The sequence below is a fragment of the Achromobacter sp. 10T422 genome (assembly GCF_056394065.1).
Window position 1 is genome coordinate 29723 of sequence record NZ_JBFTHD010000015.1, and the last position, 16823, is coordinate 46545.

The 16823-nt window shown below is 66.5% G+C and carries 1 protein-coding gene; it reads right to left on the reverse strand.

Annotated features, from left to right (window positions below; genetic code table 11):
- Positions 1 to 16815 (reverse strand): filamentous hemagglutinin N-terminal domain-containing protein, encoded by a 16815-nt coding sequence (locus tag AC1DB0_RS29150; RefSeq protein WP_476758075.1) that lies wholly within the window; start codon positions 16813 to 16815, stop codon positions 1 to 3.
- Between the last annotated feature and the right edge of the window lie 8 nt (positions 16816 to 16823).

Genomic DNA, 16823 nt, shown 5'->3' on the forward strand with positions numbered 1-16823 from the left:
TCAAAGAGTGCGGGATTGCGCGTCGTTGTCGCGACGCTCGTCGTCGGAAGACGGATTGCCTTCGGCGACAGGTTGTTGCGGGTTGCTGCCCGGGGCTTGCAGTACCGACGTGTTGCCGGCCGGTACGTTCAGCATGGCGTTGTCGCCGGAAGGCAGCAGCCAGTTAAAGCTCGCAGCGGCCACCTTCAGCACCTGCGGATCGGCGTATGCATTCAGCGCATCAGGGCCGAAACCATCAGGCGGGACCGTACCACGGAACAAAGAATCGGCGGTAGGCGTGGTCGGGATGATCGGCTGCGGCGCGGTGATGGCGGCCAGGCGGTCGATGGTGCCCGTCGGCCCCCACGTGACGCCGTTCAGGTAATACGGCGAACCCACCAGCGAGCTCTTGATGGAAGCAGCCGCCAGGGCGCCCGTCTTGCCACCGACCGTGCCCCACACGTCGGCCGAACCGGCGGTGGGAACGATCAGCCCGGCCACGTCCAGCTTGTGGCTCAGGTTGCCGTCGTTCAAGCCGATGCGCAGCGCGCCCAGCGGGCCGGCGGCCAGCGTCAACGTCGTTTGCGGACCAGACAGGCCGACGGCGGTGATGTTGCCGTTGGTGCTGATGGTGGCATTCGCGCCTTGCAGCGTGGCCGGGGCGCCCAGGTTGATGGGGCCTTGGGTCACCAGCAGTTGCGCGGGCAGCGTCAGGCCGGCGCCGCCGGTCTGGGTGAAGCCCGTGGCGGCCTTGACCGTGGAGCCGGCGGCAAACGTCGTCGTGCCGGCCGGGTCGGTATTGGTGACACGGATCGCGCCGGTGTCGGCGGTGACGTCCTTGCCGAACGACACGGTGCCGCCCGAGATGTCGATGCCGTCCGGTCCCGTGGCACGCACCGCGCCGTTGTAGCTGGCGGACTTGGCCTCCAGCTGCTGCACGCGGTAGGCGCTGACGTCACCGTTGAACACAATGGTGTCGACGGCGCGCAAGGTCAGCGAACCCAGGCCGGTGGCGTCGCCCGCCACCTGCACGTTCTTGCCGGCGTTGATGGCCAGGTTATTGCCATTGCCGCCGTCCAACTTGCTGCCCAGCACGACGGAGCCCGTGCTGCTGGTCAGTTCGCGGTCGCCCGTCAGCGTGACCGCGCCGGTGTAGACCTGGTCACCCGTGGTGACGACCTTGCCCGGACCCATTGTGGTCGTGCCTTGGACGGCCAGGCCGCGCAGCGGCGTGGTGCCGCCGACGTCGCCCTGAATGTCGGCGTTGCCGGCAATGATCAGGCCTTGTTGGCCCGGCTCGGTGCCGTCCACGCCGGCCTTCAGTTGCACGTTGGTGCCGGTCAGCGTGGTGTCCGCGCCAGACAGGATCACGTGCTGGCCGTATTGCTGCGAGCCCGTGGTGTTGACCGAACCGCCGTTGATCAGCAGGTCGCCGTTGCCGCTGGTTTGCAGCGAGGCGGTGCGGACCGGGCCGTCCAGCACGGTATCGCCCGCGGCGTTGATCGTCACATCGCCCAGACGTGAATCCTGGCCCACCGGGCCGGCGAAGGTGACGTCACCCTTGCCTGCCGAGACCGCCAGATCGTGCGTGCCGTCAACTGAGTCGTTGAAGCCGATATCGCCGTCGCGGCTGGCCACCAAGACGTTGCCGCCCAGCGTGACCGCGCCCTTGTACGACTGGTCGCCCGTGGTGGCGATGCTGCCTTCACCCAGCGTGGACTTGCCGTTGACCGTCAGGCTGGCCAGCGCGTCTTGCGCGCCGAACGGGCCCTTCAGCACGGCGTCGCCGTCGATCGTCAGGTCGTGTGCGCCGTCACCGCCGCCCAACAGGCTGACGGTGCTGCCCTTCAATACCGTGTCGCCGCCCAACACGGCCAGTTCGCCGTAGGACTGCGTGCCGGTCGTGTCGACCAAGCCGCCGTTGATGGCGAGCGTGCCGCCGGCATCCGACGTGATCGATGCCGCGTACACCGCGCCGTCCAGCGTCGTCGCGCCGTTGCTGGCGATGGTGATGTCGCCCAGACGGCCGCCCGTGGCGTCGCCGACGGTGCCCGTGAAGGTGACGTCGCCTGCGCCCGTGGACAGCGACAGGCCATGGCCATCGCCTTGGCTGCTGGCGACCGTGTCGTTGAACGCGATGTTGCCGCCTTGCGTGGTCAGCGTGACATCGCCGTCCAGCGTGACGGGGCCGTTGTACGACTGCTCGCCCGTGGTGCCGATGCTGCCATCCAGGCTGGACGTGCCGTTCACCGTCAGGCTGGCCAGTGCGTCTTGCGCACCGAACGCGCCCTTCAACACGGCGTCGCCGTCAATCGTCAAGCCGTGTGCGCCGTCGCCGCCGCCCAACAGGCTGACGGTGCTGCCCTTCAACACGGTATCCGCGCCCAGCACGGCCAGTTCGCCGTAGGACTGCGTGCCGGTCGTGTCGACCAAGCCGCCGTTGATGGCGAGCGTGCCGCCGGCATCGGTGGTGATGGAGGCCGCGTACACCGCGCCGTCCAACGTCGTCGCGCCGTTGCTGGCGACGGTGATGTCACCCAGGCGGCCGTCGGCGTCGTCGCCCACTGCGCCCGAGAAGGTGACGTTGCCCGCGCCAGTCGCCAGCGACAGGCCGTGGCCGTCCTGCGCCGAGCTCACCAGCGTGCCGCCGAAGGTGACGTCGCCATTGGCGCTGCGGCTGTCCAGATCGTCGGTCAGCGTGACGTTGCCTTGATACGACTGCGCGCCAACCGTGTTGATCGTGCCGCCGCCCAGTTCTGCGTCGCCGGTGATGGTCAGCGAGGCCAGGCGGGCGTCGGTGCCGTTACCCAGTGCGCCATTGACCACGGCGTTGCCGTCGATGGTCAGGCCTTGGGTTTCGTCAACCGAATCCGCGCCTTGCGCCAGCGTCACGTTGCTGCCCTTGAGCACCGTATCCGCGCCCAGCACGGCCAGTTCGCCGTAGAACTGCGTGCCGGTCGTGTCGACCAAACCGCCGTTGATGGCAAGCGTGCCGCCTGCGTCGGTGTTGACCGAAGCGGCATAGACCTCGCCGTCCAGCTGGGTGGCGCCGCTGCTGTTGATGGCCAGTGCACCCAGGCGGGCGCCAGCGTCGTCGCCGGCCTTGCCCGACAGGGTGACGTTGCCCAGACCTGCGTTGATCGTCAGGCCGTTGGCGTCGCCGTCCGTGCTGGCGATGGCGCCGCCGAAGCTGACGTTGCTGCCGGCCGCGCCGTTGGTGTTGACCACCAGCTCGTCGGACAGGGTGACGTTGCCTTGGTAGGACTGCGCGCCCACGGTGTTGATCGTGCCGCCGCCCAGTTCCGACGCGCCGGTGATGGTCAGCGCGGCCAGGCGGGCGTTGTCGCCCACCGCGCCGTTGATCACGGCGTTGCCGTCGATGGTCAGGCCTTGGGTTTCATCAACCGAATCCGCGCCTTGCGCCAGCGTAACGTTGCTGCCCTTGAGCACCGTGTTCGCGCCCAGCACGGCCAGTTCGCCGTAGGACTGCGTGCCGGTGGTGTCGACCAAACCGCCGTTGATGGCGAGCGTGCCGCCCGCATCGGTGGTGACGGATGCGGCGTACATCGCGCCGCCCAGCGTGGTTGCGCCGTTGCTGTTGATGGCCACATCGCCCAGGCGGGCAGTGGTGGCGTTGCCCACCGCGCCCACAACGTTGACGTTGCCGTTGCCTGCGCCGATCGTCAGGTGGTTGGCTTCGCCCGCTGCGCTGGCGATGGTGCCGTGGAACGTGACGTTGCTGTTGGCGGTGTGAATGTCCAGATCATCGGACAGCGTGACGTTGCCTTGGTAGGACTGTGCGCCAACGGTGTCGATGCTGCCGCCGTTCAGGTCAGCCGTGCCGGAGATGGTCAAGGACGCCAGGCGCGCGTTGTCGCCCAACGCGCCGTTGATCACGGCGTTGCCGGTGATGGTCAGGGCTTGGGTTTCGTCAACCGAATCCGCGCCTTGCGCCAGCGTGACGGTGCTGCCCTTGAGCACCGTGTTCGCGCCCAGCACAGCCCGTTCGCCGTAGGACTGCGTGCCGGTCGTGTCGACCAGACCGCCGTTCAGCGCCAGCGTGCCGCCGGCGTTGGTCGTGACCGAGCCTGCATACACCGCGCCGTCCAACGTGGTGGCGCCATTGCTGTTGATGGTCAGCGCGCCCAGACGGGCGCCGGCGTTGTCGCCGACCTGGTCCGCCAGGGTCACGTTGCCCAGGCCCGCGTTGATCGTCAGGCCGTTGGCGTCGCCAGGGGTGCTGGCGACCTTGCCGCCGAAGCTGACGTTGCTGCCCGCCGCGCCCTGGGTATTGACCACCAGATCGTTGGACAGCGTGACGTCGCCTTGGAAGGACTGCGCGCCCACGGTGTTGATGACGCCGCCGTTCAGGTCCGCCGTGCCGGTGATGGTCAGCGAAGCCAGACGGGCGTTGGCGCCCGCGCCGACCGCGCCGTTGATCACGGCGTCGCCGTCGATGGCCAGGCCTTGCGTTTCGTCGGTCGACTTCACGCCTTGAGCCAGCGTGATCGCGCCGCCCTTCAGAACGGTGTACGCACCCAGCGTGACCAGCTCGCCAAAGGACTGCACGCCCGTCGTGTCGACGCGGCCGCCGTTGATGGCGACGGTGCCTGGCGCATCGGTTTGCACCGAGGCGGCATATACGGCGCCGTGGAAGGCGGTGTCGCCCGCGGTGTTGACCGTCACGTTGCCCAGGCGTTGACCTGCGCCGCCCACGGCGTCAAAGCTGACGTCGCCGCCCGCCGTCGAGGCGATGAGGAGGTTGCGCGGGCCGTTCAACGTGTCGTCGAACGTGACGTTGCCGGTGGTGGTGGACAGCGACTGGTCGCTGCCCAGTGTCACGGCGCCCTGGTAGTGCTGGTTGCCCGTGGTGGCGATGCTGCTTGCGTTCAGCGTGGCCGGGCCGTTCACGGTCAGGCTGGCCAGCTTGGTGTTGGCGCCGATGGCGCCCGCCAGCGACGCGTCGCCGCTGATCTCCAGCGCATGCGCGCCGTCTGCGCCCTGGCGCAAGGTGACCAGGCTGCCGGTAAGCGCGGTGTCGTCGCCCAACACCACGCGGCCTTCGTAGTACTGCGAACCGGTGGTGGTGACGTCGCCGCCGTTGAGGGCGACGGCGCCCGTGCCCGCCTGCCCCAGCGTGGCGATGTTGATCGCGCCATCGTAGGTGGAGGCGCCGGTGGTGTTGACGGTCAGCGTGTTGGCGCCCGACACGTCACCCGTGAACGTCACCGCGCCGCTGCCCGTCACCACGCTGACGCCGCTGGCCAGAATGGCCGCGCCATCCACGCCGAAGGCGCCGTTGGTCGTGATGTAGTTGCCGCGCAGCGTCGTGTCGCCGTTGTACTGCTGCGCGCCCGTGCTGTAGACGTTGCGCAGGGCGATGTGGTCGCCGGTGATGGTCAGGCTGGCCAGGTTCTGGGCGTCGCCGCCCAGCGTGACGTCGCCGTCGCTGGCGGTGATCACCGCCTGTTGATTGCCGCCGTTTAGCGAGCCCGTGATGCTGATGTCGCCATTGGCGCCGTTGGCGGTCAGGGTGCGCTTGGCGCCGTTCAGCGTGGCGTTGCCGTTGATGTCGATGGCCGTGCCGGTCAGGTCGCCGGACAGCGTGACGTTGCCGTGATAGGTCTGCGCGCCAGCGGTGTCGGCAGCAGCCATGCCGATCTGCGCACCGGTCACCGTGAGGTTGTTGACGTCAGTGTTGGCGATGGCGTGGTTGAAGCCGACGTTGCCGGTGGACGAACCCAGCGTGACGTCGCCGCCGTTGCCGGCCGACACCTGCACCGAGCTGATCAGGTCGCCGACCGCGCCGATCTGGATATCGCCGTCTGCCGTCGCGATGCGGCCCAGCGTCAACGCGCCGGTGGCGTCCACCACGATATCGCCCGCGCCCAGCACGTTGGCCTTGAGGTAGCGCGCCGACGTGGTGAACGAGGTGTTTTCATCGCCGATGCCGTTCTTGCTGGTCAGGTCCAGGCTGTTGGTGGTGATGTCGCCGCCCGAACCCACCAGGGAACCTTCGGCGGCGGCCAGAATGACCGCGCCGTTCGCCGCGCCGGCATTGATGACGCCAAACGTCACATCGCCATGTTGCGAGCTCAGGTCGATGATGCGGTTGTTGCCGTTGGCCGTGGCCGACGCGTTCAGCGTGCCGGTGGCGGTGGCCGTGATGTTGCCGTTGGCCGTGTTCAGATCCGCGTTCAACGCGCCGGTGTTGTTCAGGATCAGGCTGGCCGGAGCGGAGATGCCCGTGAGGCTGATGGTGGCGTTGGCGACTTCCGTCTTCAACAAGGTGTTGCCACCTGCGGCGCCGCTCGTGAAGTTCAGCGTATGACCCTTGATGGTGATGTCGCGCGGCGTGACGCTTGCGGCGACCACGTCACGCGTACCCACCAGGGTGACGGTGTCATTGGCTTGCACGCCCGCGCCGGCAACCGTCAGCGTGCCAGCCGAAGACAGCAGCACGTTGTCGGCGGTGTTGGACAGGCCGGAACTGGCGTTCAGGTCGCCCGACGAGCGGATGTAGACCGAGCTGTTGTCGCCCGTCTGGGTGACGTCGCCGTTGAGCGTCAGGGCGCGCGTGCCCACGTTGTTCAGGACGATGACCGCGCCATCGGCGCCCGTCGTCAGATCGCCCAGCGACGCAACGTTGGTGCGCAACGCAAGGCCGCCCGTGCCGTTGGCCAGGTTGGCGGCCGTGCCGATGCTGCCGCCGGCCGCCGCCGTCAGGCTGTTGCCGAAGACCAGGTTGCCCTGCAGTGCGCCCAGGATCGAGCCAGCCGCTTTCAGCGTGACGTCGCCCGAGTTCATGGCGTCGATCGTGTTGATCCACAAGTCGCCATTGGACGTGGCGATCGAGATGTCGTTCGCCGTCGAGTTGGTCTTGGTGATGGCGCTGGTGACCAGCGTGGGGCCAGCCGTGGTGATGCCGATGGCGCCGTTCTGCGTAATGATGGAATTCAGCGTCGTGCCGGCCGCGCGGTTGTCGTCCAGGAAGATCGAGCCGTTGCCGGTGACTTCCGCCGTGATGATGGCGGCGGTCGTCTGCAGCTTGTCAGGCGAGCCTTCGGCGCCGCCGATGCCCGCGCCAGCCTTCAGCGTGACCGAATTGCCGATGATGCGCGTGGATTGCTCGCGGTCATCAACGATGGTGCTGCCGGTCTTGCTGTAGTCGATGTTGACCGAACCCACGCCCGCGTCGATATTGCCCGCAACCAGCTGGCTGTTCGTGCCGTTGCCGACGATCTTGATCGTGCCGTTGCCGTTGGCGGCGATGGCGTTGGCGATTTGCAGGTTGCCAGCCGCGGCGATGTCGATGGTGTTGCCCGACAGGTACGAGTAGACGGAGTTGTTGTCCGCCGCCAGGTACATCGCGCCGTTGGTGGTGGCTTCCACGCGCTGGCCGGTTGCGTTGATGCGGCCCAGTGTGCTGTTGGCGCCGATGCCGTTGCGGGCGTTCAGCGTTACGCCGTACGCCTTGATGGTCGCGCCGGCCGCATCCGCCAGGATGGAGCCGTTTTCAGCGTTCAGCGTGATCTGGCCTTGCGTGCTGCCAGCCTGCACGTTCTTGACGGTGATGTTGCCCGAGGTGGTGTTCACCGAGATGCCGTTGCCAGCTGCATCGGTGCCTGACGTCATGCTGGTCAGCACCAGGTTGCCCGCCGACGTGACACGCGTTGCGCCGTTCGCGACAGACGTTGTCAAGCCGCCCAGCAGGTTGGTGGTGCTGTTCAGGAACAAGGAACCCGCGCCGGTGACGGTGGCGGACACGGGGTTGTACGGCGCCGCGATCTTGATCGCGGCATCGTTCGTGCCGATGCCATTCTTCGCGGTCAGCGTGATGGCGCCCGTGCCAGAACCCGAGATGGCGCCGCCGCCGTCCAGGATGCTGCCGTTCTGGGCGTTCAGGGTCAGCGTTTTGTCGGTGCCGTAGCTGACCGCGCCCACCAGGATGTCGCCCGTGGTAGTCGTCACCGACAGGTCTTCACCCGCGCGCAGGTTGCCCAGGTTGATCGAGCCGGTCTGCTTCAGCCAGATGCCACCCGAGGCCGTGGCCGAGATGTTGTTGACCTGGGTGTTCAGGGCGTTGCCCGCGGAGCCGATAGAGTTGGTGGTGTTGCCCGACGCGGTGGACAGCGTCAGGTCGCCCGCCGTGATCTTCGACGAGCCGTTCATGCCCTGGATGGAGCCGCCGGTGTAGTAGTACGGATTGGTCGACAGGTTGACCGAACCGTTGGACGTTACGTCGATATCGTGCAGGGTGATCGAACCGATCGCCTTGTACGTGAAGTTCAGGCCAGTGGTGTCACGAACGACGGTCAGCGCGGTGTTGGTGCCGTTGTCGTCGCCGCTGAACGTCAGGTTCTGAGCGTTGATGGCCAGGACCCCATTGCTGCCATTCTGATTGCCCGTGGCGTTGTTCCGGTTGATCGTCAGGTCGGTCAGGTCGGCCAGGTTATCAACGTAGATGGCGCCCGGGGTGTTCAGCGTCAGCGACGGCGTGTCCAGGTGGAGACGGGTCGTGATCGTGCCGATGCTGCGTGCCGAGCCATAGTCGGCCGTCAGTGTGACGCTCTTGCCGGTGATGCGGTTGTTGTTGTCCACACCGATGATGTTGCCTTGGCCGGTCTTCAACGCCACCGCGCCATCGGTGGTGCTGATGGTGCCCACCAGCAGATCGCGGCCGCTGCCGGCGGTGTCTGCCGTCAGGGTGATGTTGCCGTCGGCCGTGGCCGATGCCACGCGCAAGCCGTAGGTTTCGGTCAGCGCAATGCTGCCGTCCGCCGTGGCCGTCTTGCGCGCGCTCAACGTCACAGTCGTCGTAGCGCCACTGATGTTGGTGGTGCGGATGGCGCTCTTGTTGCCAATCGAGCCGTTGGCCGTCAGGTCGACGGTGGTGGCGTTGCTGATCGTGCCGCTCAGGATGGAGCCGCCGGTGTTGTTGACCGAGAACGCGTTGCCGTTGGTGTTGACGGTGCCAAGCTCGATGTCGCCAACGGTGTTGCTGACCGAGCTTGCGCCGGTTGACGTCAGGCTGGGCAGGCTGGTGTTGCCTTCCACCGTGATGTACGCGCCGCCATTGCCGGCGCGGCCCGTCAGCGTGCTGACACGGGTGTCGATGGCGTTGCCAGCGCCCGCGGCGCCGATCGCGTTGTTGGCGTTCAGCGTCAGCGATGCGGCGTCGATCTTGGTGTTGGCATCGCCATCGCCCAGCAACGAGCCGTTGCGCGAGGTCAACGATACGTTGTCGTAGCCGACGTTGATGGTGCCGACGGTGATGGTGCGGTCGCTGGTGACGGACAGATTCAAGCCGCCCGCGTCCGTGATGTTGCCCAGCACCAGGCCAGCCGCGCTGCCGCTGCCGCCGTCGGTGGCGGTAAAGCCGATGTTGCCGTTGCCGTCGCGCATCGGCGAGTTGATGCTGTAGGTGCGCGCGGCGTTGCCCATCGCGTACAGCGACAGCGAATCGATGTGCGTGTCGGAATCGATGTAGACGTCGCCGGTATTCTGGATGCTGACAATCGGCGCGGACAGATTGATTTCGCGGCCCACGGCGCCAATGCCGCCCGTGCCTTGGGCGACGATCGATACCTGGCCCGCGGTGATGCGCTGGCTGTCGTCGGCGTTGCCCAGAATGCTGCTGTTGCTGGACAGGCGGACGGTGCCGGTGGTTTGCGTGTCGATGATGCCGATGTCCTGGCCCACGCTGCTGGCCAGCGACAGGTTCAGGCCGGTGTCGTCACGGACTTCGTTGACTTGCAGGCGGCCGTTGTGTTCAACATTGAACACCAGTTGGTCCGACGTGATGTCGTAAGTCGACGGCGCTACGCCGGTCGCGTAGAGCGACAGGCTGGCCAGGTCGCGGTCGTTGTTCACATAGACGTGGCTGCCGCTCGTCAGGTAGAGCTCGCTGGTCGTCGTTTGGATCTTGTCGGCCGGGCTGGCGCCGATCTGGCCGGTGGCGAACAGCGACACCGAATCGCCCGTGACGTGGGACGTCGGCGACAGGTTCACGATGTTGCTGCCGGCGCCGTTGGCGGCCAGGCTGACGGTGTGGGCCGGGCCCGTGTCGATGTTGCCGATGTTCAGCGTGCGGTCACCAGAGAACGAGAAGTTCAGGCCGGTGGTGTCGCGCACGTCGAACAGGTTGTAGCCGCCGGTATCGGTGACGTTGAACGTCAGGCCCTGGGCAGCGACCTGGACCACGTTGTCCACAGCCTGGTTCGCGTGGTTGGCGGTGACGTTCAGGCTGAACAGGTTCGACGCGTTGTTCAGGTACAGATCGCGGCCGGTCTGTGTGATCAGCTGGCGCGTATCGGTTTGCACCGCGTTGCCGGCGGCGCCGATGGATTGCGTGGCGGTCAGCGTCAGCGCGGGGGCGACGAAGCGGCCGCCGGCGCCTTGCATGATTGACCCGTTGGTGACGTTCACCTGCGCGGAGCTGGCGGCGCTGTTGTTCAGCAACGTCAGGTTCTTGTTGTTCGACACCCACAGGCTGCCGCGCACATTCGAAGACAGCGTGTCGACGCTGACATACAGCGGTTGGACCGTGTTGTACGTGCCCGAGACCGAGCCCGCATTCAACGTCAGATCGCCCGTGGTGATGTTGGGGCTGCTGGCGCTGGAGCTGTTGCCGTAGATGTTGCCGTTGCTGGCCAGCGTAACCGAGCCGCCCGCGCCGGTGTTGACGGTGTTGACGGTCAGCGTGCGGTCCGACGACAAGGACAGCGCCAGGCCGTTGGACGTGATGTTGTTGAGCGTCATGCCATTGACGCCGTTCGAATCGCCGAGCGAGAAGTTCAGGCCTGTGGCCGAGATCGCGTACGAGTTGGTCTGCGCGCCGGTGGTGTTGCTGTGGTTCGCCGTCAGCGACAGCGACGACAACTGCTTGGTGTTGGAGACGCTGACGTTGCCCGCCGAGGCGATGGACAGGTTGTTGGTGTTGGTGGACCCCGACACGCTGCCGTTGGTGCCCAGTGCATTCAGGCTGACGCTGTTGCCGGTGATCTGGCCGGAATTGCGCGAGATCGTGGGGTTGAGCAAACTGTTCGCGTAGCGCGAGGTCAGCGACACCGAACCCGTGGCGCCCGTATTGATCGTATTGGTCGCGATGGTGGAATCGGCGCTGATGGCCAACGCGACGCCGTTCATGTCTGCCGTGATAAACAGGACGGTGCCGCCGCTGAGCGACAGCGATTGGCCGCCCAGCCCGGCAAAGGAATAGGCGTTGGTATCGGCAATCGTGTCGTTGTAGGCGTCGCGGCGCGTCAGGTTCAGGTCGATGCTGCTAAGCGCCTGCCCGCCGTTGTTCAGGGTGATGTCGCCATTGTTGGCGATCACCAGATTGTTGGCCGTGGTGCGCAGGGCGCGGCCGGTGCTGCCGATGGCGCCCGTATTGGCGTCGCGCGCGGTGTAGCTGTCGCTGCCGGTTGCCGACAGTTTGACCGTGCCGGCCGTGATGCGGCCAGCGCCAGCATCGCTGGTGATGCTGGAATAGACGCCGCCGCCCGCCGTGGTCAGGTTGACCGCGTTGGTGGCGGTGATGGCGCCCACCTGGATGTTCTTGCGGCCGGTGAAGCTGAAGTCCGTCAGCCCGCCGGTGATCTGTTCCAGGTACTGCGTGGTGCCGTCATCGCTGATCTTGATGGTCTGGCCGGCACCGCCGCCAATGGCGATGGTGCTGGTGGCGCCCGCCGAGCGCAGGCTGTTGATGGCCAGGCTGCGCAGCACGGTGTCGCTGGCGACATAGAAGCTGTTGCCCGCGGTCAAGCTCAACGCCGACGTGCCGTTCAACCCCAGCGTGCCGCCGGTGGCCGACGAGCCGATCGAGCCGCCAGCCCCCGCCGTCAGCGCGACCGTCCCGGCGCGGATGGCGCCGGGGTTGGCCAGATCGTCGTTGGCGATGTTGTTGGACGAAACCAGGCTGACCTTGCCGCCCGCGCCAGCATCGATGTTGCCGACCAGGATGTTCTTGCTGTTGGCGGAAAAGCCGAAGTCCAGATTGGTCGAGCTGGCGATGTCCTTCAGGTGGATGCCGCTGGCGTCATCCGTCAGCGTGAAGGCCGTCAGGTTGGGCGCGGTGATCGCATAGGAGCCGTAGGCCGAACCATTGCGCGTAACGGCCAGGCGCGTCAGACCCGTCAGGTTGTCAACGGTGATGTTGCCGCCGCTGGTCAGGCTGACGTCCGGGGCCTGCAAGGTCAGTGCAGCGCCTGCTGCGCCCAGTTGGCCGCCCGCCGACAACGCAATGCTGCTGGCCTGGATCTTCGTGGCGGCGTCGCCGTCGTCAAGGAGGGAACCCGAGGTGTTGGCCAGCGTCGCGGGGCCAGTGGCTTGCACGCTGCCCACCGTCGTGGTGCCGAATGACTGGGTGTAGCCGAGCTGGCCGCCCGCCGTCAGCGTGACCAGCTTGACGTCGCTGGTAGTGCCGTTCAGGTAGATGTCGCCGCCCGCATTGGCCTGGACGTTGACCAGACCCACGCCGCCTACGCCCACATAGCGCAAGGCGCCCGCGTACGTGCCGCCGATGGAGCCGGCTGCCGTCAGCGCGATGTCGCCGCCGCCGGCGTACGCGTTGCCCGAGCCATTGGCCAGGATGGAGCCGTTGGCCGCGTTCAGCGTAACGTCGTCGTTCCAGCTGCGAACCGTGCCGGAGACCACCAGGTCGCCCTGGCGCGCATCGATCTGCACCGCGTCGGTCGCCGTGATGTTGTTCAGCGTGATGATGCCGGTGGTGTTGCCGGAGCCGGTGGGCTTGAGCAATTGGGCATAGAAGCCGCCATTGCCGGCCGAGCCAGACAGGTTGCTGGTCAGGATGTCCAGATAGCCCGTGCCGGTGGCGCCGATGGCGCCGCCAGCGATCAGGTTCACCGAGTTGGCCAGCAACTGGGTGTTCTTGTTGCCGTCGTCGCTGATCGCACCCGTCGTGTTCAGCGTGATGGAACCGCTGTAACCCGTATCGATGCTGCCGACGGTGACGTCGCGGTCGCTGATGAAGCTGAAGTTCACCGAGTTGCTGTCGCGCACCTCGTGAATGGTGTGGCCGGTGACGTCGTCCGTGATGTTGAACAGCAGCGACGGCGCGCGCACGTCCAGCACATAGTGGTCGTCTTCGCCCTTGTGGCGAGCGGTCACCGTCAACGAAGACAGGTCGGCGATGCTGGTCGCGTAGAGATTGCCGCGCGTGTCCAGCGACAGGTACGGGGCGTTGACCGAGACAAAGTTGCCGCTCGTGCCGATGTCTTGATTGGCGGACAGGGTGACTGCGCTGGCCGTGACCCGCGTATCGGCGTTGCCATCGTCCAGAATGCTGCCTTGCGTGGACGTCAGAGAGATCCCGCTGCTGGCGCGGATGTTGCCCAGCTTCAGGGTCTGATCGCCGTTGAAGATGAACTGGTTCAGCAGCGAGCTGTAGACCTGTTTCAGTTCGTACGCGTTGCCCACGTCGTCATTGACGTCGAAGGCGAGGTAAGGGGCGGACACCAGCAGCGTGTTGCGCCGGGCCGGGTCCATGTGCGTGTTGCTGATCGACAGAGACGTCAGCGTCTTGCCGGGGTTGTCGACGTAGATGTCGCCGCCACTGCCCAGCGTCAGGCTGGTCGTCGCGGTCTTGATTCGGTCGCTGCTCGTGCCAATATGGCGCCGGGCTTGCAGGTTGATGCTGTTGCCCGCCAGTTCGCTGTTGGCATTGGCGCGCAGGATGTCGCCGCCCTGAGCAGTGAGCCAGAGGGTGCCGGTGCCGGCATCCAGCTTGTTGGCGGTCAGGTCCGCGATGCCGATAACGGAAATGCCGTTGAAGGCTTTCAGGTCATCCAGCAGCACCGAGCCTTGCGCTTGGTTGATGTAGATGCCGCCGCCCGTGGCGTGCAGTTCACCCGCCGCCGTGCGCAGGAAGGTGCCGGTGGTGCCCACCGTGTAGGCGCTGCTGGCCGCCGGGGCCAGCAGGGTGACGACGTTGCCGGTGATCAGCGATGCCGACGACCCCGTGATGCTGCCCGCACGCGCGGTAAGCGTGACGTTGCCCGAGCCCGCATTGACCTGGCCGGCGAAGATGCTGTTGCCGGTCAGGTTGACGGCGCCGCCAGACGAGCTGACGTTGTTGGCCGACACACTGCCCGCGCCAGTGATCACGATGGCGGCGTTGTTCGCCTGTGCCTGCGTGATGGTCAGATTGCTGCTGGTGCTGTCCAGATACACGCCCGTGCCGCTGGTGGCGGACACGCTGCTGGCGTTGGTCTTCAGGCTGCGGTTCGCAGCGCCGATGATGCTGTTCTGCGCCGACAGAGTCAGCGTGTTGGTGTTGATCGAGGTGGCGTCGTCGCCATCGTCAAAGATGCTGCCTACATTCGACGTCAGCGTGGTGCTGCCGGCCTTGATGGCGCCCACCTTCAAATGACCGCCGGCCCAGACGGACAGCGCGCCCGTGGTGTCGATGGAGCGCAGCGTCATGCTGCCCGAGTTGTTCACATACACGCCGCCCGACCCACTGGCGGCCGTGAGCGAGGTCGTGTGCGTGTTCAGCGCCAGCGCAGAGGAGCCGATGGCGCCATTGCCGCCGGTGCTGCCTGCGGCCTTCAGCGCGATGGTGCTGGCGCCGATGCTGTTGAGGCTGTTGCGGGCCAGGATGTCACCGGCCGTTGACGTCAGCGACAGGGCGCTCGCGCCCAGCGCGATGGTGCCCACGTTGATCGTGCGGTCGCCGGTGAACGAGAAGTTCAGACCGGCCTGGCTGACGGTGTTCAGCTGATAGCTGCCGTTGTCCGTCAGCGAGAACGTCAATCCGGCGGACGACAGTTCGTACGAATTGTTGACGCCCGGTTGCGCGTGGCGGCTGGTGATGTCCAGCGTGTTCAGTGCCGAGCGGTTGGCCACAGCCAGGTTGCCGCCGGTGGCCAGCGCCAGCTTTGCGGTCTGGGTGTTGATGGCGTTGCCGATCTCGCCGATGCTGCCGCCGCTGGCGTCCAGCGTGACGGTGTTGCCCGCCACCACCTGGTTGGCGCCGCCCGTGTTGCGGATGGTGCCCGCGCTGGTGCGCACCAGCGCTGCGCCGCTGCCGGCGTCAATGACGTTGGCCAGGTTGATGTCGCCGGTGGCGTTCAACGTGATCGCGCCGCCACGGCTCGTCAGCTTGCCGATGTTGTCCAGCGTGCTTCCCACACCCAGGGCTTCCAGCGTGATCGCGCCGCCCTGGGTGCTGATTTCAGTATTCGAATTCTCGAAGCGGATGCCGCCCGTCTGCGTCGAGCGCAGCGTGAAGCTGTTGCCCGAGGTGGTTTGCAGGTTGATCGCGGCCATGTCCGCAATCGTGATCTGGCCGGTGGCTTCCAGCTTGATGTTCGTGGTGCCGGCCAGGCTTTCCAACAGGCCGCGCGACACGGTGTTGTTGGCCGCGTTGGCGTCGCCGCCGTTGACGGTGCCGTCGCCGGCATTGCCGTCCAGCGCGCCCGAGCCGGCGTTGGAATCAACGATGCGCAGGTCGGTCGGGTCGATCAGCAGCAGGCCCGTCTTGCCCTTGGGCGCGCGCATGTCCACCGAACCGGTCAGGCCGATGTTCTTCTTGCTGGAGACTTCGGCAAAGCCGCCGTCACCGCCTTGTTCACCGCCACGCGCCGACAGGCTGCCTGCGAACGCCGTGGCCTCGTTGGACCACATCGTGACGTTGCCGCCGTTGCCCTTGACGATGGCGTCGGCCTTGAGGGTGGCGCCCGCGGCCACCTTGACGGTGGACGACTTGCCGCTGAATGCGGCCGAGCCATCATCCGGCGCAACACCCAGGCTGCCCAGTGCAATCTCGCCGCCGCCTGCGGCGCCGGAGACGTCGATGGCGGCGCTGCGCGTCACATCGACGTGTTCGCCGGTGACAACGACCTTGCCGCCTTGCTGGCCTGCGCCAGCGCCCGTGGCGTCCACCGTGCCAGCGATCTTGACCGTGCCGGCGTCACCGCCAGACAGCACGATCTTGCCGTTTTGCGTACCGACCGATTTGGCGCTGATGATGCCGTCAGTGTTGACGACGTTGTCGATCACGCCCTTGACGGCGCGCGCCGTCATCAGCACCGTGCCGCCGTCTGCGCGGATGACGCCAGTGTTGGTGACCAGGGCCGACACCGGCTTGCCGCTGGCGTCCTTGGGCAGTTCGCCAACCGTCGAGGTGGCATCAAAGCTGAGTAGCCCGTCGCCTTGGAAGTCGACCGTAACGGTCTTCGCGCCCGCCAGGGCCACGCGGCCCAGCTTGGCTTCGATCACGCCCGAGTTGCGCACCGACGGCGCAACCAGTGCGGCCAGGCCGCTGTCCTTGATGCTGATCGTGCCTTCGTTCACGATCATGGCATTCGCTTTGGACGACGCCTGGTTGAACTTGTAATTGCCCGCCAGGAAATCCTTGTCGCTGATGTTCGCCGTGGTGGCGACCAGGCCGCCCACGTCGATGCGCGCACCCTTGCCGAACACCACCCCGTTCGGGTTGACCAGCATCACCGTGCCGTTGGCGTTCAACTTGCCGAAGATCGCCGAGGGGTCATTGCCCACCACGCGGTTCAGCGTGACGCTCTTGCCGCCGGGCTGGCGGAAGTTGACCGTCTCGTTGGCGCCGATGCTGAAGTCTTTCCAGTTGATGATGGCCTTGCCGGTCGACTGGTTGATGTCCAGTGTGCCGTTGCCGCGGTCGATGATGCTGGCGGCGCCACCCACCACGTTGCCGCCGGTGGGATTGGCGTGCGCGCCGCCTGTGGCGAGCGAACCGATCACCATGGCCAGCGTGCTGAGCGCGGGCAGGGCGGTTTCTTTCTTCAGGCGCGAACGGCGAGCGGATTGGGCGAGGCTGCGGGAATTGCGATTCATGGTCGGTC